The organism is Candidatus Kuenenia sp. (assembly GCF_027493735.1).
In the GTDB taxonomy this organism is placed as follows: domain Bacteria; phylum Planctomycetota; class Brocadiia; order Brocadiales; family Brocadiaceae; genus Kuenenia; species Kuenenia stuttgartiensis_A.
This window is the reverse complement of record NZ_JAOSKF010000005.1, coordinates 61,233-85,669: the sequence shown is the minus strand read 5'-3', so window position 1 is coordinate 85,669 and position 24,437 is coordinate 61,233. Positions and strand designations below refer to the sequence as shown.

The window sequence follows — 24,437 nt, the reverse complement described above, 5'->3', positions numbered from 1 at the left end:
AAAAAGAACGGGCGCAGAAGAAAAACAATGAGAAAAACGGTTGTTTGGTGAGCATTGCATTTGGTACCGCATGATATAAGATTTAATCGGAATGATTGTTAATAATGGCGGTAGTATGCTCTGGGAAACAGTTTTATGAGAATAATTCCTATCACGAAACCCCCGATGTGTGCCCACCACGCTACGCCGCCATCCCGGGTGTTTGCAATGGCCGCCGTACCATTAAAAAATTGTATGAAAAACCAGAATCCCAATACAATATACGCCGGCAATTCAAAGATAAACAAGAGCGGTAGCAAAACCAGCACACGCGCCCGCGGATAGCTTATCATGTAAGCACCCAATACACCCGCAACCGCGCCACTTGCGCCAATACAAGGCACACCTGACTGGCGGTTAAAGGAAATATACACCACCGCTGAACCAATGCCGCAAATTAAGTAAAAAACCACGAAGCCGAAACGCCCCAATATGTCTTCGATATTATCTCCAAAAATCCACAAATACCACATATTACCTAAAAGATGAATAAGCCCGCCATGGAGGAACATGTAACTCAGGAAAGGGAAATATGTATTTGCCATATTCACCTCCGGGATATCCGCCGACTGGAAAATTTTGAGGGGAACTATGCCATAGGAGAAAAGGAAATATGTTAAATTCCTTCCTAAAGAGAGTTCAAAAAGAAAGGTCAGTACGTTTATAAGGATAATAATAACCGTGATAAGCGGGAATGTTCCGGATGGATTTCGGTCTCGGATTGGTATCATTTGTTTTTTGGCCGAAATGGTAAAAATTCATCTCTTAAAAAACTATACTCTTTTGTTGTAACTATTCAGCGTAAACAATACACGTCTCGTTCCAAACCTTGTACTGAGCATAGTGAAGTATCTGTTTGGGAACGAGTTGCGCTCTGATCTCTTGTAGTTTAATAAATTACGCTGAATAGTTACCTTTTGTTACTGAAATAACTTCTCAATAAGTTTAGATTTTAGCAATAATTTCTATAGTCCACACTCTGCAATTTGCCGACGGTAGATTGCAGTGTGCTGACTATATAGAAATTCCCCATTAAAAAAGGAAGCAAAACAGTGGAGTTGTTTACATAAATTTATTTAGAAGTTACTTACTGAAAGGTATTGGCAAGCAGTTTGTAATAGGGGAAATTCCGTCCAGGGCAATCGGTTTGTTTGCAGTGCCTGTGCATAAGAACATTATCAGTAGGGATGTGACAACGTTCCTGTATGTATTCCACTAATGCGGAAAGTGATTTCATCTGTGCTTGCGTAGGATACGTTTTATTAAAATTCCCTACCAGACATATTCCTACGCCAAATTGGTTATATTCCTTTATCCCTGCGTGTGCACCATCTATCTGCCTTTTCCATCTATCACCCATTTCAATTTCACCATCGCCGGAACCCTTTCCATTTCCTATAACAAAATGGTATCCCAACCCGTTTTGCCATCCGCGCGATTGCCGGTGATATTTATCAAATTCTTCAGCGCTTCCGGTATCGGATGCGCTGTGATGGACAACAATGTACTTCCAGTCGCGAACAAAACAACGTTCCAATTGGTTTTTAATATCGCTGCTCAGGTAGAAGTCCAATTTTTTTTCAGGTAGTTTCGCGCTTGGTTTCATAATAGTCGATGTTGGTGGAATTGTTGGTGGAGAATAACATCCGCTCATGAAATAAAGAAGGGGGAAAAACATGCAAATACTCATTTTTTGCCAAAAAAGCATTATAATTCTCCTAATAAATGTTTAACACTTGCATGCAACAATGAGTAAATCTTATAATCAGCGGGGATTATAACAAATGAAAGCCTTTTGTCAAATAACAAATATGGAGGTATTTTGTTATCTCCAGTAGCCCCATGATACGGTATATTGGGGCGTGAAAGACTACCCATGAGGGGATGTAGACCAATCACTACAATATGTAGTTGGAACTGGAGCCAACAGAGTACCCCTATTTTAAGGAATGAATGGATGCAAATAATTAACCAGGTAGATTTAAAAAGAATGTTAAACATCATAGAAAAACCCCTTTTCTTTAGCAACTTATCAATGCAGGGAAAAAATAGAATGGTATGTCTGAATTCGCATTTTATCATTTTTCAAAAGTGAGAATACCTTGTTCGGAGGGAGACATGGATTCCGCATTTTTTATCTTACTCTCCGGCAAAGTGTAGGTGGTTAAAGGAACAAGTTCATATACAATTGCAGGGCGGTCTTCTGGCGTTTTTTTTGGAGAAATATCAATTCTCATCAAGACCCCAAGAACCGCTACTATTATTGCGGATGATACCGTTCTTGTGGTTAAAGTTAATAAAGAAATGTTTGATTCATTAGGGACGAGTATCCGCGATAAAATCAAAGATAGTATTATCATGAGGCTGGCATAACGCATTCAACGTTTAAATAATATATTGCTGATTACGGAGTTTGATTCCAGAGGAATTCGAAAAGAGGTCAAAATTGCCGGAAGTAAGAACGAAGAATCTTCTCAAACCCAAGCATAAAACAGTTCATAGTGTCTACATTTATATATTTTTCTTTCCTCTTAAAGCGGCATTGTTTTAGATAAAAACAGCCAACGGAAGTAGTTTTCACACATTAAATAAAACTTGACAGTATACCTTGATTAATATAGCATTTTTGCTTATGAATTTTCACCTGACTGGCGTACCTTTTTAAAACCTACTATGGAACGGAGCACATGCAACAATGAGGGTTTCACTGGCTTTAAGCCTTTCTTTGACAAAATATTTGATTAAAAACAGGTTGTTATTTAAAAAAAGATTTCCTCTCGTATTAATGCTGGAAGTAACCCATCTCTGCAATCTTGCCTGCGAAGGATGTGGCCGTATTCTGGAATACCATGATACCATGCGTGAAATGTTAAGCGTTGGGGAGTGTATGCAGGCGATTCATGAGTGCCCGACCCCGGTGGTTACCATAACAGGGGGAGAGCCGCTTATGCATCCGGAAATAGACAAAATTATCTCCGGGATAATAAAGGAGAAACGGCACGTTTATTTATGCACTAACGGAATATTATTAGTCGATGCTTTAAAAAAACTGAAACCGCACAAATATCTCAATATTAATGTTCATATAGACGGGCTTGCGGAAACGCATGACAAAATAGCAGGCAAAGGAATATTCGACCGGGCGACAAACGCCATCAGGGAAGCAAAAAAAGCAGGCTTTAAAGTCTGTACAAATACTACTATATTTAAAGATACCAGCGAAAAAGAAATTGTGGAATTATTTTCATTTTTGCAGGGACTTGGCGTTGACGGCATGCTGGTTTCTCCTGGTTATGGATTCGAACACAATGAAAATGCAATTTTTCTTTGTCAAAAGGAAATAGAAGAACGATTTGGGTTTATTTATGGTATTTCAAAAAAATACAAAATATTAAATTCGCCCCTCTATTTGAAATTTTTAAAAGGGGAAAGGACATTGAAATGTACGCCCTGGGGTAATCCTACCCGTAATTATTCAGGATGGAAAAGCCCCTGTTATCTTATCACGAACACACATTATAAAACCTTTGATGAGTATATGAAACAAACTGATTGGGAAAAATACCAGGAAGGACGAGACCCGCGCTGTGAAAATTGCATGATGCATTGTGGTTTCGAACCAACGGTCGTGCTGGAAGGGGGAAAACGCTTGTCAGACATTTATGAAATGGCAAAATGGGGGCTTAGTTAAGAAAATGGTAATAAAAAATTTTGTTAACTGGCCGCAATCTGCAATTTGCCGAGAGCACAGTCTTCCCATTAGTAAAGGGATCAATGGGATGTTTACCTCAAGTTATTGAGAAGTTGCCAATTTATGAGTAAAGTGGCGATATCTTCCCAGCGCCATTAGTGGAAAATAGTTGCGATACATGTGGTATTTCAAATAAAAGACTTTGGGAAAACCTGTTGCCGTAAATTCTCTCTCATCCCAGCTACCGTCTTCTTTTTGAGTGGACAAAAGAAAATCTATTCCTCTCTCTGTGGAAGACGATTTTATTTCGCCGGCAGTAATCAGGGTCAGTAATGCCCAGGCTGTTTGAGAAGGAGTGCTTTTGCCTATTCCTTTTAATGCACTGTCCTCATACGATTTTATTGTTTCTCCCCAGCCGCCATCCGAGTTCTGTACACTCTTCAGCCAGGCAATTGCCTTTTTAATGTATGCCTTATTAATATCTTCACCAACCGCTATCAGCCCGGAAATCACAGACCATGTACCATAAATATAATTTGAACCCCAACGCCCAAACCATGAACCGTCTTCATCCTGCTCTTTTTTCAGAAATTCAACAGCTTTTTTGATATTTAAATATGTCTTATTAAATCCGATACGGCCAAAAAATTCTATACATCTGCCTGTTACATCGCTGGTGCTTGGGTCAAGAAGCGCATTAAAATCGGCAAAGGGTATATTATTCAAAATCGTTTTATTATTGTTGCGGTCAAACGCCCCCCATCCTCCGTCATCGCATTGCATAGCCTGCAGCCATCGTAAGGCGCGTAAAAGAGTTTTTTCTTTATGCATGTCTTCTGGAAGAGAGACCCTCTGCAATGCCATGAGCACCGCGCCGGTATCATCAGTATCGGGATAAAATTCATTCGCATATTGAAAATACCACCCGCTCGGTTCCTCAACCTTACACTTTAATTTCCAATCACCAAAATCCCTGACTTCCTTGCTCAATAACCATTTACCTGCTTTTTGCAGAACAGGGTGAGACCCTGGAATACCAGAATCATTCATTGCAATAATGGACCATGCAGTGTCCCATACCGGAGATACGCACGGTTGCAAATAAAGCATATCGCCTTCATAGATAACCAGCGCTTCCACCTCTTTCATCTGTGCGGTCAAAGCGGGGTGATCATCCGGATAATCAAGGCACTTCATGGCAAAAATCGAATTAATCATTGCCGGCCAGATAGCCCCTAATCCGCCCGATTTTTCCATATGTTCAAGCAACCATTTTTCAGCCATCTTCTTCGCAATTCTCCGGATGAATTTAATGGGATGCTGCTCATACCGGCGGAAGATACTATCCGCATCAATAAAAAAGTTGTACCAGCAAAACCCATCCTGATCCCTTTCTATACGATATACGACGTCTTCACGCGGGACAAGATACAACTCCTTCAGCAAATCATCGCCTACGGTAACATGTGGTTTCCTGGCGATGGCAATAGAAAGGGGAACGACAATACATCTTGACCAGTAGGATATTTCATAAATACTAAAATAAAATCCTGCGGGGAACAAAATCATTTCTACCGGAACGGCAGGCACCGCCTGCCAATCAACCTGGCCAAACATGGCAAGATAAATTTTGGTAAAGCAATTGGCGTTCATGATTCCACCCATGCCAAGGATGCATTCTTTCGCTTTTTTCATGAATGATTCATTTTCCGAATATCCCGCTAATTTTAATGCAAAATATGCTTTTACCGATGCGCTGATCTCACTTGCTCCGCCATAATAAATATTCCAACCCCCGTCGGTCAGTTGCTGTTTCAGGAGAAATGCGACAGCCTTACCCTGTTTTTCATAATCTACCCTATTAAGAAAATGCATCAGCATAATGTATTCGGACGTCAATGTGGTATCTGCCTCCAAAATCCCTACCCAGTGACCATCCGTTATATTTTGCTGATTGATGAGATATCTCTGCGCCCTGTCTATCGAATCATCCAAAGGGTTCTCTGTTTTCTGCGTTGTAGATGCAGTTGTTCTGAAGTAAGTATTTTCCAAACTCAATTCATGCTTAATCAACTCTGGAATAGGATGTTTTCCATTGCCGTTTCCATTTCCATTTCCATTAAATTTGTGTACAGTTGTCTCGAACCGTTCTAATAGATTTAATAGAAAATTTCTCATTCTTTTTGAAAACCTCCAATGTACTATTTCATTACGATTAAATTTTCAAGTAAACTATACACTGTCACACAAATAAACAGGTGATAAGTTATATAGTATAAATGAAACATTCCTTTTTTTCTGTTAGTCGGGCAATTATACCGCACGTTAAAAAACATTAAGCGCGGATTAGGCAGTGGCTATAAATAACAAATTTAAATCGTAATTTCAAGTAAAACTTGCTTTAGATATGTGCTTTTTATAAGATGGTTTACCAACTTTTTTCATGCCATATTTTATTATTACTTTGCATTAAAGCCTGAAGAGATATTTTTTCCCATTTACAAAACTGAAAATGTATGACACTGCTGATATATGACAATATATACCTGGAACATGATACCGGTATTGGACACCCTGAAAATGCCAGGCGGATAGAAAATACCATTAAATATCTGGAGTCCGATAATTTTTTGGCGCACGTAACGATAGAAAAGCCCCGTGCGGCGTTACCTGAAGAAATAGGCTTTATCCATCCAAAAACGTATATCAGTACCATTCAACAAATTGCTGATTCCGGCGGCGGCTGGTTAGATGGTGATACTGCCGTGTCCGGCCATTCATACAATGTCGCATTATATTCCGCAGGAGCAGCCCTCACCGCGATAGATTTAATTATGAAAGGAGAGGCAAAAAATGCTTTTTGCCTTGTTCGCCCACCCGGACACCATGCGACCCCTGACAGGGGTATGGGATTCTGCCTTTTTAACAATGTTGCCATTGCGGCAAGATACCTGCAGAAAAATTACCAACAGAAAAGGATTCTTATAATCGACTGGGATGTTCATCATGGAAATGGCACGCAGGATGCATTTTATGTTGACCCTACGGTAATGTACTTTTCAATGCACCGCTATCCATTCTATCCCGGGACTGGGGCAGAAGATGAAACAGGCGAGGGAAATGGAAAAGGGTTCAATATCAATATACCATTGTCTATGGATACTCACCCCCAAAAGTACATTGAATTGTTTTCCGGGGTAATAGAAGGCAGCGTAAACAGATTTGCGCCGGAATTCATCATTTTATCTTCAGGTTTCGATGCATACAAAAAAGACCCCATTGGCGGTTTAAACCTTGAGACAGAGCATTTTTATACATTAACTGAAATCGTTGTGGAAGCGGCGGAAAAACATTGCGGCGGTAAGCTTTTATCCTGTTTGGAGGGAGGATATCATTTATCCGGTTTACCCTTATGTATCGAAGCCCACCTCAAAGGATTGCTGAAGATTAACTCATGATGAAAAATACTTCTTCCCACGCGAATATTGTCAGTCTTCCAAACGGGCCGTTTGTGTTAACCCATTTGCGTGTGTTACTGGGATTTAAAAGATGCATCCTCTTATATTAACGGAGACGTTCCTACCCGGAAATTTTAAAAAACCGGACTTATCCCTTTAACCCCGGATATTAACTCATATATCTACGAAGAACTCAAAAAACTCCGGATAACCCTTTTGTTCGGGCATAAGAGTTGTGCCGTACCATGTCCATGTCTGCAGTTGATGAAATATCTCTTAAAGATATGGGAAGCATACAGCAAGCAGGCGCAAATACTCATATTGGTAATTAAGGAAAATATTTGCGTTTTAAAAACTGTTACGCTATCATTGCCAACGCTATTTGTGCAAGGGGTCTGAGAGAGACCATTCTATACAGTCTGTTTTTTTACTAACACACTTACAAAGAAAGCGAGGCATACCATGGATACAACTGTCTTTAAAAAAGGCGAACCAATAGCACAAGAGGGCCATTTTACCTACTATGTGTACAGAATCCTGGAGGGAGAAGCACAGTTACTAAAAAATATAAACGGCAGGGAAGTTCCTATATTGAAACTGGGAAAAGGAGCGGTTATCGGGAAACTCTCTTGTTTAGAGGAAAAAAGAAGGCTGGCGTCTACAATAGCCATTACCGATGTAAAGGCGGAGGTCATATCAAAAGAAGAGTTCATAAAAACACTTAATGAACTCCCCACGGAGATACATTCATCTATGCGTGAACTCGCCTTTTTGCTTTCTGGTCTATCAAGTGTGGTAGGTCAGCTTATTTATTACCGTAACAGCATGGAGGGCAAGGATTTGAGCACATTGAGCCTGAAAAGTGTTTCGGGGCAACTTGATAAAGCGCCTGAAAGTATAAAGATGGTGTATAAGTCATTAATAGATGATATAATTAATAATTATGCCAAATGCGGGGAGACATTAAATGAAATACTTCGGAAGCTTGACGGCCTTAAAGAAGGTATTTAGCTTTATTACATGTGGAACTAACGTTCCCGGTTACTAAGTCAAGGCATAGATTCTTAATATCAACACCATTCCTTTCTTTTTATAAAATTCACAAAAACTTCATGGTTTCATCCTGTTTTTGGCTTTGGTTTTCCAAATCCGGAAGCCCGTTTATCGATGAAAACAGGGACAGCGACTATTTATCATTAACAAGTCTGGGTAAAATGGTTATGTGTTTATTTTATACCACGAATTGCAAGCACTGTAGCCTCCGGATATCCACATCATGTAACTCAAAGAGGGAACTATCAACAGCCGGTTTTTGAAGATGAATCAGATTTCAGGCAATATCTTCAATGGCTACAGGAATACAGTACAAAATACCCCTTAAAAATTTGGGCATATTGTCTTATGACTAATCATGTTCATTTTGTTTGTGTACCTGAGAAAGAGGATTTACTTGCACGCACATTTAATACACTGCATATGAGATACTCACAGTATTTCAATCAGAAAAGAAAATTGAAAGTACACCTCTGGCAGGGTAGATTTTACTCTTGTATCCTTGATGAAAGACATTTGCGGGCAGTTATGTGAATAAGAGGCAAATCCTATTTTGTCTCAAGATTGTTATCTGGGAAAAGAGATAGACGATTGGTCATAATATTTAAAGGAAAAAGAGGAAGAACAAGCCATAGAGAACCTAGCGCGGCCTTTGGCCGCAACCAAAAAGGTGATTTTTAGTTTATTATAAAGTATAGTAGTATCCTCGTAAATAGTAATCAGACAATTTGGAGGACACTACTTATGAATAAGTTGATGGAATTATATCGAGACAGGATCGTGGGTGCAATAAGCGGTCTGGACAGGATTCGTTTTCGCGGGACATTGCGGTGGTTGGCCAGTGAGCGTGGGATGGGAACATTCATGAACCAAGCGAGAATTCTGCTTAAGGATTTTTCCGGTTGGGTCAATGGGCTTACGGCACAGGTGCGAGACAGTTGTGAATCGCGGGCGAAAGATTTGGGTATCGAGGTGCGGTATTTGATGAGCAGCGGTGTTGATAAGGAGAAGTTGGCTCGCCAGATCGCGGCGGATAAGAGGATTACGGAAGGTTCCATCTGCCTGTTGAGTGTGGTAGAGCCTTGTATTGCGCCGATGGTCAAGGGCAACAAGGCCAGCAAGAAGCTCGAGTTGGTAATGGCGCCCCGCAAGTGTGTCTTTGTGTATCATTATTTTAATGATCCAGTGTTTGGTTTTGGTCATGTTCGTATCCAGAGTTGGGCGCCGTTTAATATTTTCATTTGTCTCAATGGTCGTCATTGGCTGGAGCGGCAACTTCAGAAGCAAGGTATTGATTATGTTAAGGACGGCAACTGTTTTGTGCGTATAGAGGATATTGCGGCTGCGCAGGTTCTGCTCCATGAGCAGCTTAAGACTGACTGGGCGAAGCTGCTGAACGGGCTTGCGTTGGGCAGTTGCCCGGCATTGTCGCAGATTCTTCGTCCGTTGGAACCGGAGTATTACTGGTCTGCGGATGAGACGGAGTGGGCGACGGACATCATGTTTAAATCGGTTGAGGCATTGGAGGAGTTGTTTCCATCGTTTGTTCATCATGCGATGCGGGTTTGCGACAGTTCTTCGGTGATGAAGTATTTGGGTAGGCGTAACCTTGCAGGCGCTGCCCCTGATGAGGTTATCAGCGACTATCGAAGACGCTATGAAGGTATACGGGTCAAGCACAGTGTGAATTATAATTCAGTGAAGATGTATAACAAGAGCGGTAGTCTCTTGCGTATTGAGACAACGATCAATAATACGCGGGACTTTAAGGTCTTTCGGAGTCCCAATGATGATGAAGGCAAACCGGCGTCATGGCAGAAGATGCGTAAGGGCGTAAGCGATCTTCATCGACGGTGTGAGGTGAGCCAACAATGCAATGATCGTTATGGGGATGCTTTGGCGGCGGCTCAGGTAGAGGAGAAACTGAAAGAAGTGGTGAGCAGCGCTTGTAACAAGGTTGTCAAAGAGGGCAAGAGGTATCGGGGTTTGAATCCCTGGCAGCAGGATGATTACCAGATGCTGATGTTCCTGTCCAAAGGCGAAAACGCGATAAATGGATTCCGCAACCATGATTTGCGTAAGTGGCTTTACCGGGAATCCGAACAATCCGGCAAGGATCAGCAAAAGAAATATTCCGGACGAACGACCCGACGGATAAAGATGCTGCGGGCACACGGTCTAATCCGCAAAGTTCCGAGGGCCAACCGCTATGTTTTGACGGAGAAAGGCCAGAAGTTCTCTTGTTCACTGATGACCGCTTCAGCCCTTGATATTAAAGCACTTACGGAAATGGCGGCATGAAAAACACGCATAAAAAACAAGAAATTGATGGATAGTAGTATAAAGAGATGTTAAATGACAGGAAGACCGTATGGTAATGATGGCTTTATGAAAAAACTTGAAACATTATTTGGAAGAAGGTTAAGGAATCTTCCGTGGGGAAGATCAGGCAAAACCAATAAATATTCGATGTTCCTGTTTCCTGTGGTAGTTAGGCGGAATAATATAAATGAAATACACACAATACTTTCTCTACACACGCCAAAGACCTGACAGGGCATATATAAAAGATGAATGGATTGGTTTCACTATCAAGAATCCTGTTCAAACTCAAATACAATCCGATGGGCGAATAAGAAAATGGGCAAAAATTAAAGGTGTAAGTTATGAAAATAAAATATTTTAATGATACGGACACGGCTCTGCTGGAATTTACAGAAAAGCAGGTAAAAGAAACACGAGAGATATCAGAGAATATATATATCGACATTGATGAAAATGGCAATCTTGTTAGCATGACAATTGAACATGCGAAAACAACAGCGCATCTGCCAGACATATCCTACCAACAAATAGAGAAAAAAGTTGTCGCATAAAAAGAAGGGAAAATAGGGACAGCGGCTATTTATCATTACCAAGTCAAGGCAAAATGGTTATATGTGTATTTTATACCACGAATTGCAAGAACGGTAGCCTCCGGTTATCCACATCATGTAACTCAAAGAGGAAACTATCAACAGCCAGTTTTTGAAGATGAATCAGATTTCATCCGATATCTTCAATGGCTACAGGAATACAGTACAAAATACCCCTTAAAAATCTGGGCATATTGTCTTATGACTAAGCATGTTTGTGTCCCTGAGAAAGAGGATTCATTTGCACGCACATTTAATACGCTTCATATGAGGTACTCACAGTATTTCAATCAAATATAAATATAGGGACACATCCCATATTTTTCCACAAGATTAAGCAAGAAATATGGGATGTGTTCCTGATTCTCCATAATCCATGTATCCATGGAAACATTTTTACGCATCTGCGGTGTTTTTTGCCATTTGCCCGCTACCATTTCCCCGGCGGCTGACAACCGCACCTTTTCATCAATCACATCACCAAATGTAGTTTCCAGTGCCATTACATTACCAAACAAGAGTTTGGGAATCGGCGGAGAGAATTTGTTTAGCGGCAATTCGTGAATTCCCTCTGCATAGCAGCAGCACAAAGACATTTTTAACCATTGCTGTTTTGCTAAAAATTAAACTGTTGCAGTGCGTCACATACAGAAAGTGGTTTCCCAAAATAATGGCCTTGCGCGTAATCTATGCCTATTTCCTTCAGTAATTGAAATGTTTCCTTCGTTTCAACAAATTCGGCGATGGTGAGTTTTTTTAATCCGCGTGCAGCCTCTACCATTCCCTTGACCAAATGCTGATCTACAGAGTTTTGTGAAAGGTGTTGAATAAAACTGCCGTCTATTTTGAGGTAATCCACTGGCAAATGTTTCAAATAATTAAATGATGAAAAACCGCTCCCAAAATCATCCAGGGCAAAACGACATCCTATTGACTTAAGCGTTGCGATAAAATGCTGCGCCTTTGCGATGTTCTCTATGATTGCCGTCTCTGTTATTTCAAAAATGAGCATTTCGGGACGAAGGATATTTTCCCCGATTTCCCTTTTTATTATGGACAATAGTTCATTGTCGGAAAATGCCTTGCCTGACAGGTTTATTTCAAGAAATATACCGTTTTCATGCAGTTTCAGTTCTTTTATAATGCGGATTGCGTTGACGACTACCCATCTGTCGATTTCGTGTATAATGCCAAATCGTTCGGCGGTGCCGAGGAATTTTAAAGGTGGGACAACCTCCTGATTTTTTTCAGTCAGGCGGAGCAATACCTCATAGGCAGTAATTTTGCGGGTTTTCACATTTATTATCGGCTGCAAATACAGTGCAAAGCTATTTTGTTCCAGCGCTATTTTGATTCTGCGCTTCCAGTCGTATTGCGTCTCGATGTGTATTTTATGTTCCAGCGAGAAGATACAGCCGCGGTCTCGCCCTTCATCTTTTGCCTGATACATTGCCATATCAGCGTTGGCGAGCAGTGTTTCCGCAGTATCGCCGTGTGCGGGAAACATTGCAATGCCGATGCTGACGGTTATATGCAGTGGATTCAGACTGTCAAGCGCAAGGCAGTTTCTTGTCAACTCCACAAGTTGTTTTGAGATGTGCTGTGCCTGTTCTTCCTCGGTATTAGGCAATATCACGGCAAACTCATCCCCTCCAAGCCTGGCGAGAATGTCTGTCTGCCGCAGCCTTTCTTTCAGAATACAGGACAATTTTATCAGCAATTCATCCCCGTGCTGATGGCCAAGGGTATCATTGACATATTTGAAATTGTCCAAATCCAGAAATAAAAGTGCTCCTTTGATATGGTTTCTTTGTGCTTCCAGAAGGCGTAGTTCGAGTTCTTCCTTAAAACGCCTGCGATTAAACAGGCAGGTAAGAGGGTCGTGATCTGCTAAAAATACAAGCTGCGATTGAGAGGTTTTTATCTCGGTAATGTCTCTGGCAATGCCTTCTATGGAAATGACGTTTTTACTGCTGTCGAATACGGGCGCTTCCTGCATCTGCAGTGTTCGTGTTGCACCGTTTTTGTGGTACATTTCAATTTCATAAGGCGGCTGCTTGATCCCCTTTACGCTCCGCGCCAGGCATTGGGCGGCATCGTTGTTTACCAGATGATCGGTCAGATATTCGCGGTAGCGGGTGTAAAACTCTTCAGGAGTATAGCCGAGGATGTTTTTGATGGAAGGGCTGATATATGTAAAAACACCGCTGGCATCACGTGTGAAGAAGAAATAATTATCCTGAAGGCCTTCTATCAGTCTCCGGTATCTTTCTTCAGATTTATGCAGTTCCGTTTCTGTTTGTATTCTTATTTTTGCCTGCTGGATGGTGAGCAGCATGCGGTCGATATCGAGGGGTTTTACCTCGTAAGAGATCACGTCTTTTTGCTTAATAGCTTCGATTGTGCTGTCGAGCGTTGCATGGCCGGTTATGTATATGTATTGCGTGGAAGGTGAAATACTCGCTAATTTTCCGACAAGTTCTGTGCCTTTAATATCGGGAAGTTCAATATCAACAAGTGCTAAATCAAAATGCTTGTTTTGGGCGGAGAGAAGAGCGTCGCTGCCAAGAGAAACTCTTTCGGCGGCGTAGCCGTTTATCTCCAGGATGTCCCTGATGTTTTCCCCAAGCTCTTTGTTGTCATCAACGAGGAGTATGTTAAATGGTTTTGTCATTATATCGCATTTTCCTTCTGACTCGCCCGGGTCAGGTTTTTTCCTGTATAATATCCAGCAGCCTGTCAATATCCAAAGGTTTATCCAGACAAACACAGGCGTTTCTCTGCAGCGCCCTATCAACAAGGTTTCTTAATTCGTTCCGGTATCCTGTTATTAAAATCACGACAACAGAAGGGCGGATATCTCTTATGGCAAGGTAGGCGTCCAGACCGTTCATGGTGGGTAGTTTCATATCCAGGAGTATGACGTCAAAAAGATTTTCCCGGGACATTTGCACGGCAGTGCTGCCGTCATTTGCCGTTTTTACCCTGTAGCCTTTTTCATGGAGAAGGTCTGACAGGCTTTCGCAAATATCGTTGTCATCGTCAACGACCATAATGAACGCTCCATTTTTCTGGGTGTGTTCAATGGTTGAAAAAAGCTTTCCGAAGTTGAGAGGTTTGTGGAAAATGGCAAAAGCACCTTCCCTTAGAGCATTTACAAGAAGTCCCTCAACGGCATAAGCAGATATCATAATTACAGGCAGCAGTGGATTAATCTGTTTGAGCGTTTTGTATGTATCAACGCCGTTCATAACGGGCATTTTTATATCCATTAAAACAAGATCAAATGGGTTTTCCTTCACTGCCTCTATTGCGTCAAATCCATCATGAACTGCGGTTGCCGAATAGCCTTTTGACTCAAAAATATCAATGCAATTCGTGCAAAAGTCTGCATTATCGTCCACGATAAGAATATGAAGTTTTTTTTCCACGGTATTTACCTGCAACATTTATTTCTCCCTTATTGAAAAACTGCTGAATGACCCATATAGGGAATAGCTACGCTGTCTCTTCATATGTCACGGGCAATTGCAGAATAAAAGCCGCACCTTTCCCCTTTTCTGATTCCACTGTAATTGTTCCTCCATGGCGTTCAATAATCATCTTGCAAATAGTCAAACCAAAGCCGATGCCTGTAGTTTTTGTGCTAAAAAGCGGTTCAAATATTCTTTCCCTGTCTTCCGGCATAATGCCAGGCCCTGTATCCTGAATGCGTATTTCTATAAATCTGTTTTTCTCAAGAGGCTTTTCCAGACATGATATTGATAATATTCCGCATTCTTCCATTGACTGGACGGCATTTACAATGATATTTCTGAAGACCATTTCTAATTGTCCTTTGTCTGCCTTGGCAACAAGGGTGTCTTCTATTTTCTTTTTGACGGCAATAGTTTGTGGCAGGTTCAGTGTTGTAAGCACGTTTTCAATAATAGCGTGTATCCCTGCTGTTTCCGTGTATGGTTCCTTCATTTTTGCCACATCGACTAGATTCTGTATTATCCCCGTAGCCTTTTTCACCTGCGACTTTATACGGTCGATATGCGTCTTTATTTTTTCATCAGCGTCTTTTAGTTTTAGCCCAAGATAATACGCGGAACTGTCGATTACTCCGAGTGGGTTCTTGATTTCGTGGGCAATACTGCCGGAAACTTTGCCCAATACGGCGAGCCGTTCTGAAGAAATAATTTCGTTTTCCATCTGTCTGTGCAAGGTAATATCGCGCCAGATACTTACAATGATGCCCTGCTCCTTCATATCCGGATTTTCTACAAGAGAGGCATTGACGCTGAAATACCTAATGCCGTCTGGGGTTGTTTTCTGAAAGCACACATCCTGGCTGAAGCCGTTCCGGCATACATTATCCGCCAGCGTCGCCCATTGCTCGCCGGCTTTACCGTCGAGCTGTTCGAGCCATACAAACAGATTTGTTTCTATTACATTTCTTAGTGTATTGCCGAACAAAGCGCAAAACACATCATTGGCTACAATAATATTTTTCGTTGCGTCAGTGACTATTATGCCATTGTGCGTGGAACGTAAAATTGCCTCAAAGAACCGGATTGTCCGTTTCGCCGCTTCAAGTTCATTTTTAATGAGACGGTCAGGCATTGTATTATGTGCTGTGGTCAACATGGCTGAGATTTCTTTAAGTTGACGGCGCTGAATTTATATTCGGGCTGTTTTGAGTGGATGTCACAGATATTGTTTGTTACAAGATTAGCTAATCTGGCATCTTTATTGTTTATAGCGCCGCCGTAATGTATTGGCATAAAAATATTTCCCTGAAGCACACGGCCGGAAATCTGAGCGAAGCCTTTTGTCGTGCCGCGTGAAGAGGAAACTTCAACCTCATCTCCGTTTTGTATGCGTAGTTGTGCGGCATCGTGCGGATGAATCTCGACGAAGTTATCCGGTGCGCGTTGGTGTAAATAGGGAATACGTTTTGTCCGGACACCGGTGTTAAAATGCCATTGCTGGCGCCCGGTGATAAGAACAAAGGGATATATTTCGTTAATGGTTTCTTTTGGAGGGAGGTATTCGCGAGGCAGCAGGGCGGCGCGCCCATCGGCTCTGGGGAAATATCTGTCCGTGAACAGGCGAGGCGTTCCCGGATGATTCACATCCGGGCATGGCAGTTGAATACCCGTATTCCCGCGTAATCTTTCATACGTCACTCCGTTCATATCGCAAATGCGGCCACTTGTTATTTGTTTAAACTCTCCGAAGACATCTTCCGGAGAAGAGTAGGGAAATTCCTTTTCAAAGCCCATCGCACGCGCAACAAGCCACAATATTTCGCAGTCCGGCTTCGCTTCTCCCGGCGGGTCGATTATTTTATCCGCCAGTTCGATGCGCCTCTCTGAAGAAATAAACGTGCCTGCCTTTTCGCACCACTGGGCGGCGGGCAATACTACGTCCGCGAGTTTGGTGGTTTCAGTGGGGTGAAAAATATCCTGAACAACAAGCATCTCCGCCTTTGATAACCCGTCTAAAATCCACTTTGTATTCGGCAGCGATGCGGCGGGATTTGCGGCAATGACCCAGAGGGCGCGTACGTCGCCCGAATGAAGGCCACTGACTATATCCATTATGGACCTGCCTGGAACCGGATGGAGTTTTTCTGTGGGAATGCCCCAGAAATCGGCTACTTCCTGCCGATGCTGTGGGTTTGCCACCATCCGCATGCCGGGCAAAAGATGTGATAATCCGCCAACCCAGCGGCAGCCGAGCGCATTGCATTCCCCGGTGATTGACAACGGCCCTGCGCCCGGTTTGCAAAAATTATTTGTCAGAAGCCATAAATTATGCAATGTGTTATTTTTAAATACCGCCTGCGTGGAGTGGTTATATCCCTGGAACCAGAAAATGAGCATTGCCTTAGACCGGCCAACCATTCGCGCCGCATCAATGATAAGCTGTTCGGGGCATCCGGTGATTTCTGATGCTCTTGAAGGGGGGTATTCCTCTGAAAGTTCCTTAAGGTCCTTGATTCCTGATGCGTATTCCGCCACCTTTTCTTCGTTGACATACCCTTCTTTCAATAAAACATGGGCTATGGAGTTATTCAGCGCTACGTCCGTTCCGGGCCTAATCTGAAGATGAATATCCGCTATGCCGGTAGTTTCCGACCTGCGCGGGTCAACGACAATAACCTTTGCGTCGTTCTTTCTTTTCGACCTTGCTACCCTTGCGAACAGGGCAGGCACAGAGATGGCCATATTATTGCCGGCAATGAAGAACAAATCTGCCTGTTCTATATCCGCATAGCATGCCGGAGGGGCGTCTGCGCCGATAGTCGACATAAAGCCCATTGCCGAACTTGCCATACACAGACGGGTGCTGGACTCGATATTGTTGGAGCCAATGCATCCTTTTATCAGTTTATTCATGAGATAATACTCTTCCGTCGTACATGTTGCTCCGCTGTGAATGGCAATTGCTCCGGGACCATGTGTTTCTATGATTTCTTGAAAGCGGGAGGCGACATGGGTGATTGCTTCTTCCCAGGAAACAGGGGAGAGCTTTCCGTCCCGCCTGATCATTGGTTTTGTCAGTCTGTCCTCTGCGCAGAAAACGGGTACAGAGTTGGCGGGAAGGGTGCATATCATTCCATCGTTGGCCGGATGGCCTGGCATACCTTTAATTTCAATGATTTTCCCGTTTTCCACTCCGGCCATCAAACCGCAGCCGAAGCCGCAATAGGGGCATGTTGTTTTGTGCCATTGAATTGGCATAGTAATACGGTCTCCCTTGTTTTTATTTATTTCAATGATTACGTTCTTGCTTTTTTTGCGAGGTAGATCATAAGGATTGAGATATCTGCCGGTGATACCCCCGAAATGCGTGAGGCTTGTCCTAAAGATAGTGGGCGTATCTGTGAAAGTTTTTGGCGTGCCTCTCTTCTTAATTCTGTAATGTGTGAATAGTCCAGCCAATCCGGAATCTTGTGGTTTTCCATCTTTTTGAATTTCTCTATTTGGCTGTATTGGCGCTCTATATATCCCTTATATTTTATTTCAATCTCCACCTGTTCCTGCACATCTCCGGGCACGTTTTTTTCTGCAAGTTCGGAGTCTATTCCGAGAAGTTGATCAAACGTTTGTTCCGGGCGGCTGAGTATTTTTGCTAACGCGTCTTGCCCCGCCGTTTTATAATTCAGGTATGCAAGGGTTTCTGCAATGAGGCGTTCTTTTTCCTGTAATGTACTCCATTGCTGATCTGAAATGAGTCCGTATTTGTGCCCATATTTCATCAGTCGTCTGTCTGCGTTGTCCTGACGCAAAAGCAGGCGGTATTCCGCGCGGGAAGTAAACAGCCGGTATGGCTCCTCGGTGCCTTTTGTAACAAGATCGTCAATGAGTACTCCGATATATGCTTCTGAACGGTCAAGAATAAACGGCTCCTTTTCATGTATTTTCAGGGCGGCATTAATCCCGGCCATTATTCCCTGCGCAGCAGCTTCTTCGTAACCGGATGTGCCGTTGATTTGTCCGGCAAGATAAAGATTCTCTACCGCTTTTGTTTCCAGAGATAGTTTCAACTGTGTAGGCGGCACGAAATCATATTCTATCGCATAGCCATATCGAACTATTTCCGCCGCTTCCAGCCCTTCAATGGAATGGACTATTCTTTCCTGCACGTCATGAGGCATACTTGTGGAAATGCCGTTACAGTATATTTCCAGTGTATCGAGTCCCTCCGGTTCCAGAAATATCTGATGCTGCAGTTTGTCTGGAAAACGCACGATTTTATCCTCCAGCGACGGGCAATACCTTGGGCCGGTCGTACTAATTTGACCGGTATAAAGCGGGGCGCGATTAAGATTGGACATGACAATTTCATGTGTGGTCTGGTTTGTGTAGGTTATGTAACAGGGTACTTGTGCACCGGATAATGTTTTTGTTTATGCAAGGGTTTCTGCAATGAGGCGTTCTTTTTCCTGTAATGTACTCCATTGCTGATCTGAAATGAGTCCGTATTTGTGCCCGTATTTCATCAGTCGTCTGTCTGCGTTGTCCTGACGCAAAAGCAGGCGGTATTCCGCGCGGGAAGTAAACAGACGGTATGGTTCCTCGGTGCCTTTTGTAACAAGATCGTCAATGAGTACTCCGATATATGCTTCCGAACGGTCAAGAATAAACGGCTCCTTTCCCTGTATTTTCAGGGCGGCATTAATCCCGGCCATTATTCCCTGTGCAGCAGCTTCTTCGTAACCGGAAGTGCCGTTGATTTGTCCGGCAAGATAAAGGTTCTCCACCGCCTTTGTTTCCAGGGATACTTTTAGTTGCGTAGGCGGCACGAAATCATATTCTATCGCATAGCCATATCGAACGATTTCCGCCGCTTCCAGCCCTTCAATGGAATGGACTATTCTTTCCTGCACGTCATGAGGCATACTTGTGGAAATGCCGTTACAGTATATTTCCAGTGTATCGAGTCCCTCCGGTTCCAGAAATATCTGATGCTGCAGTTTGTCTGGAAAACGCACGATTTTATCCTCCAGCGAGGGGCAATACCTTGGGCCGGTCGTACTAATTTGACCGGTATAAAGCGGGGCGCGATTAAGATTGGACATGACAATTTCATGTGTGGTCTGGTTTGTGTAGGTTATGTAACAGGGTACTTGTGCACCGGATAATGTTTTTGTTGAAAATGAAAATGGCCGCGGATTTTCGTCGCCATGTTGTGGTTTAAGGTTTTTGTAGTTTATAGTGCGGCTGTTAAGACGGGGAGAAGTACCGGTTTTAAGTCTTTGTACTTCAAGCCCAAGGTCACGAAGGGACCCGGATAATCTTTCGGAAGAGAGTTCTCCGATCCTGCCGCCGCTCGTTATGTAGTTTCCGATGTGGATTACGCCTTTTAGAAATGTGCCCGTGGTAAGGATCACCGCCTTTGATTTGTATTGTAAACCACTCTGGCCGACAACGCCGGCGGCCTTATTGTCAACGACAATAAGGCCGTCTGCAATTTCCTGTTTCATAAAAAGATTATCCTGGTGCTCCAATCTTTTTTTCATGGTTATCTGATAGGCTTTTTTATCGGCCTGGGCGCGTGGTGAATGTACTGCGGGGCCTTTTTTTGTGTTGAGCATGCGAAACTGAATACCCGTTGCATCAATCACCTGCGCCATTTCTCCGCCCAATGCGTCGATTTCTCTCACGAGCTGCCCCTTGGCAATACCCCCGATTGCAGGATTGCAGGACATTTGTGCGACTGTATCGAGGTTTATTGAGAGAAGGGCGGTATTCAGTCCCATGCGCGCCGAGGCTAAAGCGGCTTCGCATCCGGCATGTCCCGCGCCAACAACAATAACATCAAACTCCGTATGCATATGTTATTTCGCGCGTTCTACAAAGCGTGTTTCCCGAATAACGGTAACAATAACCTCTCCCGGATATTCTAATTGTTTTTCTATTTCGTTTGCAATGTCGTAACACATCTTTGCCGCGGCCTTGTCGTTTACTTTATCCGGACAAACCATTATGCGGACTTCTCTTCCCGCCTGAATGGCATAAGCGCTTTCTACGCCGTTGAAAGAGGTTGCAATTCCCTCAAGTTTTTCAAGGCGCTTGATATATTTTTCCAACGTTTCTCTTCTTGCGCCGGGCCTTCCTGCAGAAATCGCATCTGCTGCGCTTACCAAAACAGTGTAAACAGATTCAACAGGCCTTTCCTCGTGATGTCCGCCAATTGCGTTAATCACTTCATTTCTTTCATCGTAACGCTTTGCAAGATCAGCGCCTACGAGAGCATGTGTCCCTTCGGATTCAGACCCGGTTGCCTTTCCAATATCGTGCAAAAGTCCACATCTTTTCGCAAGGGCAACATCTAGTTTCAATTCTCCAGCAAGGATGCCCATGAGATTCGCAACCTCTATTGAGTGTTTTAGTTGATTTTGCCCGTAACTGGTTCTGTATTTCAGCCTTCCGACAAGTCTTATTAATTCCGGATGGATGTGGTGTACACCAAGGTCGAAGCATGTTTGTTTTCCTGTTTCCATGATGACTTGTTCTATTTCCTTTTCCGTTTCTTTTACGATTTCTTCAATGTGGGCGGGGTGGATTCTTCCATCAACGATCAATTTTTCCATAGATTGCCGGGCAATTTCCCTGCGTACACAATCAAAACCGGAGAGGACAATTACTCCGGGAGTATCATCTACTATAACGTCGATACCAGTTGCTTTTTCGAAGGCGCGGATGTTTCTGCCTTCTCTTCCGATAATACGTCCCTTCATTTCGTTGTTGGGCAGTTCAATTGAGCTGACAATATTTTCTGCGGTATGAGAAGAGGCGCACCGTTGAATTGATGTGGTAATTAATGATAATGCCGTTTGTTCAGCATTTTCCTTTGCCTCTTCTATCTTTTTCGAGATTAATTCGGCGCATTTGATATCAAGTTCTCTTTCCAGCCTGGTCAGCAATAGTTTTTCTGCTTCATCCCTTGACATATTGGAAATTTTAAGGAGCGTGTTATTCTCTTCTTCTATGATTTTTTCCAGTTCTACGTTCTTTTCATCAACTTTTTTTTCTTTAATACCCAAATTAGTGGATAGTGTATCAAGGTGTTTTTCCTTTTTTGTTAATAACTCGACTTTTCGTTCAAGGTTGTCTTCTCTTTTGCTTAACCTTCTTTCCTGTTGTCTCAGCTCGATTTTTGTTTCTTGCATCTCTTTTTCTATTGCTTCTTTGCGTTGAAACAATTCGGCTTTTGCCGAGAGTTCGGCTTCTTTTTTTATTTTTTCAGCCTCTCTCTTCGAATCTTCAATAAGTTGCTGTACCTTCTTTTCCTTTGCAGCCTGTTTTTTTCTAATTACTGCAATGCAGATAAAATAGCCTATGGCAATACAAACAGGAAAAAGGAGATAACAAGGAAACTGATAGATTTGCATTATATTTTTATGAGCAGATATATCGCGCCCATCCTCCGGGGAAAAAATGAAAACGTAATAGTGGTCGTACCAAACTATGGGAAAAACTACTTCTGAAGGTCGAAAAGCCTTTGCCGGAGAACGGCAAGACCTAAGGATATGCTACCGGGACCTAATGAGGAATGAAAAAGCGGGATACTATGTAATGTTATGTGCTATATTTTGATAAAATAATGCAACAGTGACAAACATATGAGAAAATACTTACCAAGATGCATTTCCGGCAAATTAACGTGAGGGATTAATTTTACCAGATTTTGTTATCTGTATATTTTTTCTTTTGGATCCATAAATATCATATTGGATGCTGACCGTTTTGTTAACAATAACATTAGAGAAATCCCAGTCAAAAATCGGATTAAACTTTCAGATTAATGAGAAAGTCGCTTTTCATATCCCCTGATTCCAACAATAATACATTGTATGACAAATAAAAATAACCCTTAGTGATGAAGCCTTTCAATCGTTCAACTATTTTTAAATAAGAAATAATAATGAAAATGCTACTAACTGGAAATGGATATTCTTTTGAGAAAAATTATAAAATTCCTTACGAAAATATAATTATAAGGGCAAGGTGTAACTCAATTTTGCATATTTCGCATCATTCATTAATAGTCCAAACTGCAATAATAATTTATCTTTTTTGCCAAGTCAAGCTAATTATATATCTAATATTAAAAGGTTTAAGTGTTGTTGGGAAGGTTGTTAAAGATAATATTTTCGTGATTTTCAGATGCGGTCTTTGGCGCTTGACAAGCTTTTCGCTGTTCAGTATAATCGCCTTCCTTTTAGGGAATAAACTGATTTTTAAAAGCTTTTTTTGTCTCACGATTTTTAGGAGAATAACTATGAAAGTTGATGTGGAATTGCCGGAAATAGAGGGTAATGGGGATGAGGCAACAGTTTCTTTTTGGTATGTGGATGAAGATGAGGCGGTTGAAGAAGGTGAAGATCTTGTTGAAATGATTACGGATAAGACGACCTTCAACATAAATGCACCAATTACCGGAAGGTTAGTTGAAATTCATGTACAAGAAGGTGATGTGGTAAAAGTAGGTGATATCTTAGCAACACTTGAGACGGAAGAGGAGGAGGATGACGAAGACGAAGAGGCGGACGAGGATGAAGACGAAGAAGAATAGGTGCGGCGGTAAATGGACAATGGATAATTTTCAATTTCTTTGCCTTCATTTAAGGGTTTTATGTCTTTTGCGAAAATAATTGGCCAGGAGCAGGTTTTATCTTTATTTAAAAATGCCCTTAAAAATGAACGTTTAGCGCATGCTTACATCTTTGCCGGGCAGGAAGGGATTGGCAAAATGTCGTTTGCAAGGGAGTTGGCAAAGAAGATATTTTGCCAATCGGGCAAAATCGACGGCGCGTGTGACAATTGCAATATATGTAAAAGGATTGATGCCGATAATTTTACGGATATCTTTTTTCTGTTACCAGAGAAAAACCATCGTGTAATTAAATTAGAACAATTAAAATATCTACAGGAAATTCTTTTTGTAAAACCTTTAGAATCAAAGCACAAAATTGTCATTGTCGAAGATGCGGACAAGATGAATGAGGAAGCCTCTAACTGCTTGCTGAAAACATTAGAAGAACCGCCATTATATGCCATTATATTATTAATAGTAACTTCTTTGGAATCTGTCAGCGAAACGATAAAGTCAAGATGCCAGGTAGTGAGGTTCTCTCCGCTATCACTAAAAGCAATGGAGAATATACTCACTGACCGGTTCCAATTAGATAAACAACTGGCCGGACAACTTGCTTTAATCTCCGGTGGCAGCCTTAAAAGAGCTGCAATGTTTATGGAGGCAAACGCTTTGGAGAAGAAACATTGGCTTGCAGAAAAACTTTTTGAAGTAAGTTTGAAGGATAATCTGACCTTTTCCAAAGAGCTATTAAATGAATGGAATATACAGGACATGGAAGTGTTGGAGGAAAAAAGATCGCATGTAAAAGAACTCTTTTTGCTGTTTTTGATGTATTACCGGGACATACTTATTTGTAAAGCAGGCGGGGAGCATTTTCTTCTCTATTACGATGACTGGAAGGATGCCTTGATAGCGAAAAGTAAATCTCTGTCAGAAAAGACCCTGTTTAAGATTTTAGAGAGAATAAAAACTTCTTTAAAGTATCTCGACTATAATGCCAATATCAATTTATTGATTGAGAATATGATTACCGAGATACTTTACCTTCAATCTGACCCTAAGGCCTGGTTTGCGCAATAATTACGTTGCTGATAACAAGTTAGCTCACGGGAAAAGAATAATTACGCACCCCATTATCCACCCTGCCGATGTTATGCGACAACATACAGACAAGTCTTTTCA

General features: G+C 42.1%; 19 protein-coding genes and 1 pseudogene. 8 read left to right on the top strand and 12 right to left on the bottom strand.

Features of this window, described 5'->3' with window-relative positions; genetic code table 11:
• Positions 1–98 precede the first annotated feature (98 nt).
• From M5U24_RS04230 to M5U24_RS04220, 3 genes are all read right to left on the bottom strand, one after another.
• A complete protein-coding gene (locus M5U24_RS04230; protein ID WP_099325355.1) occupies positions 99–770 on the bottom strand; it encodes a rhomboid family intramembrane serine protease in 672 nt (223 codons plus the stop codon).
• A 356-nt stretch (positions 771–1,126) separates the two neighbouring features.
• Positions 1,127–1,747: a peptidoglycan recognition family protein gene (locus tag M5U24_RS04225; protein WP_099325356.1), complete on the bottom strand. Its 621-nt coding sequence runs from the start codon at positions 1,745–1,747 to the stop codon at positions 1,127–1,129.
• Between the two features lie 370 nt (positions 1,748–2,117).
• On the bottom strand, positions 2,118–2,399 hold the full coding sequence (locus M5U24_RS04220; RefSeq protein WP_230409970.1) for a hypothetical protein: 282 nt from the start codon (positions 2,397–2,399) through the stop codon (positions 2,118–2,120).
• A 335-nt stretch (positions 2,400–2,734) separates the two neighbouring features.
• Between M5U24_RS04220 and hpnH the strand changes: the two genes are divergently transcribed.
• Positions 2,735–3,730, top strand: coding sequence for an adenosyl-hopene transferase HpnH (gene hpnH / locus M5U24_RS04215; RefSeq protein ID WP_099325359.1), 996 nt, complete (start codon positions 2,735–2,737; stop codon positions 3,728–3,730).
• A gap of 102 nt (positions 3,731–3,832) precedes the next feature.
• Here hpnH and shc read toward each other — a convergent pair whose 3' ends face one another.
• Positions 3,833–5,908, bottom strand: a complete 2,076-nt coding sequence (shc, locus tag M5U24_RS04210) for a squalene--hopene cyclase (protein WP_298201672.1) — start codon at positions 5,906–5,908, stop codon at positions 3,833–3,835.
• 338 nt (positions 5,909–6,246) lie between these two features.
• Here shc and M5U24_RS04205 point away from each other — a divergent pair, with 338 nt between their 5' ends.
• From M5U24_RS04205 to M5U24_RS04185, 5 genes are all read left to right on the top strand, one after another.
• Entirely contained in the window at positions 6,247–7,188 is a 942-nt protein-coding gene (locus M5U24_RS04205) for a histone deacetylase (protein WP_099325361.1), read from the top strand.
• 462 nt (positions 7,189–7,650) lie between these two features.
• The gene (locus M5U24_RS04200; RefSeq protein ID WP_099325362.1) at positions 7,651–8,199 is read left to right on the top strand and encodes a cyclic nucleotide-binding domain-containing protein; all 549 of its coding nucleotides are present in this window, start codon (positions 7,651–7,653) and stop codon (positions 8,197–8,199) included.
• A 786-nt stretch (positions 8,200–8,985) separates the two neighbouring features.
• Positions 8,986–10,542: a hypothetical protein gene (locus M5U24_RS04195; protein ID WP_099323647.1), complete on the top strand. Its 1,557-nt coding sequence runs from the start codon at positions 8,986–8,988 to the stop codon at positions 10,540–10,542.
• A gap of 208 nt (positions 10,543–10,750) precedes the next feature.
• The gene (locus M5U24_RS04190; protein WP_169704089.1) at positions 10,751–10,927 is read left to right on the top strand and encodes a hypothetical protein; all 177 of its coding nucleotides are present in this window, start codon (positions 10,751–10,753) and stop codon (positions 10,925–10,927) included.
• Positions 10,908–11,117, top strand: a complete 210-nt coding sequence (locus M5U24_RS04185) for a DUF2283 domain-containing protein (protein WP_099325364.1) — start codon at positions 10,908–10,910, stop codon at positions 11,115–11,117. The genes M5U24_RS04190 and M5U24_RS04185 overlap by 20 nt, the downstream gene beginning before the upstream one ends.
• A 329-nt stretch (positions 11,118–11,446) precedes the next feature.
• Here M5U24_RS04185 and M5U24_RS04180 read toward each other — a convergent pair whose 3' ends face one another.
• The 8 genes and pseudogenes from M5U24_RS04180 to rny all read right to left on the bottom strand — a co-directional run bounded on the left by M5U24_RS04180 (position 11,447) and on the right by rny (position 22,047).
• On the bottom strand, positions 11,447–11,752 hold the full coding sequence (locus M5U24_RS04180) for a hypothetical protein (RefSeq protein WP_099325366.1): 306 nt from the start codon (positions 11,750–11,752) through the stop codon (positions 11,447–11,449).
• 20 nt (positions 11,753–11,772) lie between these two features.
• The gene (locus M5U24_RS04175; RefSeq protein WP_099325367.1) at positions 11,773–13,830 is read right to left on the bottom strand and encodes an EAL domain-containing protein; all 2,058 of its coding nucleotides are present in this window, start codon (positions 13,828–13,830) and stop codon (positions 11,773–11,775) included.
• A gap of 31 nt (positions 13,831–13,861) precedes the next feature.
• Complete coding sequence (locus M5U24_RS04170; protein WP_099325368.1) at positions 13,862–14,605, bottom strand: response regulator; 744 nt, start codon at positions 14,603–14,605, stop codon at positions 13,862–13,864.
• A 49-nt stretch (positions 14,606–14,654) separates the two neighbouring features.
• Entirely contained in the window at positions 14,655–15,788 is a 1,134-nt protein-coding gene (locus tag M5U24_RS04165) for an ATP-binding protein (protein WP_099325369.1), read from the bottom strand.
• Positions 15,782–17,890, bottom strand: coding sequence for a nitrate reductase (locus M5U24_RS04160; protein WP_099325370.1), 2,109 nt, complete (start codon positions 17,888–17,890; stop codon positions 15,782–15,784). The genes M5U24_RS04165 and M5U24_RS04160 overlap by 7 nt, the downstream gene beginning before the upstream one ends.
• 38 nt (positions 17,891–17,928) lie before the next feature.
• Positions 17,929–19,041, bottom strand: a pseudogene (locus M5U24_RS04155) (FAD-dependent oxidoreductase); the annotation flags it as partial.
• Between the two features lie 18 nt (positions 19,042–19,059).
• Positions 19,060–20,487: a tRNA uridine-5-carboxymethylaminomethyl(34) synthesis enzyme MnmG gene (mnmG, locus tag M5U24_RS04150; protein ID WP_298201667.1), complete on the bottom strand. Its 1,428-nt coding sequence runs from the start codon at positions 20,485–20,487 to the stop codon at positions 19,060–19,062.
• Between the two features lie 3 nt (positions 20,488–20,490).
• Positions 20,491–22,047, bottom strand: coding sequence for a ribonuclease Y (gene rny, locus M5U24_RS04145; protein ID WP_099325372.1), 1,557 nt, complete (start codon positions 22,045–22,047; stop codon positions 20,491–20,493).
• Positions 22,048–22,937: 890 nt separating this feature from the next.
• On the opposite strand from rny, the gene M5U24_RS04140 reads away from it, so the two are divergent.
• Both M5U24_RS04140 and holB read left to right on the top strand, forming a co-directional pair.
• Complete coding sequence (locus M5U24_RS04140) at positions 22,938–23,231, top strand: lipoyl domain-containing protein (protein ID WP_164995669.1); 294 nt, start codon at positions 22,938–22,940, stop codon at positions 23,229–23,231.
• Between the two features lie 60 nt (positions 23,232–23,291).
• Entirely contained in the window at positions 23,292–24,335 is a 1,044-nt protein-coding gene (gene holB / locus M5U24_RS04135) for a DNA polymerase III subunit delta' (protein WP_298201665.1), read from the top strand.
• Positions 24,336–24,437 lie beyond the last annotated feature (102 nt).

Excerpts from the sequence above, each read along its gene's own strand:
- M5U24_RS04230 (WP_099325355.1), bottom strand. The coding sequence starts at position 770 with ATGATACCAATCCGAGACCGAAATCCATCCGGAACATTCCCGCTTATC.
- M5U24_RS04225 (WP_099325356.1), bottom strand. The coding sequence starts at position 1,747 with ATGCTTTTTTGGCAAAAAATGAGTATTTGCATGTTTTTCCCCCTTCTT.
- M5U24_RS04220 (WP_230409970.1), bottom strand. The coding sequence starts at position 2,399 with ATGATAATACTATCTTTGATTTTATCGCGGATACTCGTCCCTAATGAA.
- hpnH (WP_099325359.1), top strand. The coding sequence starts at position 2,735 with ATGAGGGTTTCACTGGCTTTAAGCCTTTCTTTGACAAAATATTTGATT.
- shc (WP_298201672.1), bottom strand. The coding sequence starts at position 5,908 with ATGAGAAATTTTCTATTAAATCTATTAGAACGGTTCGAGACAACTGTA.
- M5U24_RS04205 (WP_099325361.1), top strand. The coding sequence starts at position 6,247 with ATGACACTGCTGATATATGACAATATATACCTGGAACATGATACCGGT.
- M5U24_RS04200 (WP_099325362.1), top strand. The coding sequence starts at position 7,651 with ATGGATACAACTGTCTTTAAAAAAGGCGAACCAATAGCACAAGAGGGC.
- M5U24_RS04195 (WP_099323647.1), top strand. The coding sequence starts at position 8,986 with ATGAATAAGTTGATGGAATTATATCGAGACAGGATCGTGGGTGCAATA.
- M5U24_RS04190 (WP_169704089.1), top strand. The coding sequence starts at position 10,751 with ATGAAATACACACAATACTTTCTCTACACACGCCAAAGACCTGACAGG.
- M5U24_RS04185 (WP_099325364.1), top strand. The coding sequence starts at position 10,908 with ATGAAAATAAAATATTTTAATGATACGGACACGGCTCTGCTGGAATTT.
- M5U24_RS04180 (WP_099325366.1), bottom strand. The coding sequence starts at position 11,752 with ATGTCTTTGTGCTGCTGCTATGCAGAGGGAATTCACGAATTGCCGCTA.
- M5U24_RS04175 (WP_099325367.1), bottom strand. The coding sequence starts at position 13,830 with ATGACAAAACCATTTAACATACTCCTCGTTGATGACAACAAAGAGCTT.
- M5U24_RS04170 (WP_099325368.1), bottom strand. The coding sequence starts at position 14,605 with ATGTTGCAGGTAAATACCGTGGAAAAAAAACTTCATATTCTTATCGTG.
- M5U24_RS04165 (WP_099325369.1), bottom strand. The coding sequence starts at position 15,788 with ATGTTGACCACAGCACATAATACAATGCCTGACCGTCTCATTAAAAAT.
- M5U24_RS04160 (WP_099325370.1), bottom strand. The coding sequence starts at position 17,890 with ATGCCAATTCAATGGCACAAAACAACATGCCCCTATTGCGGCTTCGGC.
- mnmG (WP_298201667.1), bottom strand. The coding sequence starts at position 20,487 with ATGCATACGGAGTTTGATGTTATTGTTGTTGGCGCGGGACATGCCGGA.
- rny (WP_099325372.1), bottom strand. The coding sequence starts at position 22,047 with ATGCAAATCTATCAGTTTCCTTGTTATCTCCTTTTTCCTGTTTGTATT.
- M5U24_RS04140 (WP_164995669.1), top strand. The coding sequence starts at position 22,938 with ATGAAAGTTGATGTGGAATTGCCGGAAATAGAGGGTAATGGGGATGAG.
- holB (WP_298201665.1), top strand. The coding sequence starts at position 23,292 with ATGTCTTTTGCGAAAATAATTGGCCAGGAGCAGGTTTTATCTTTATTT.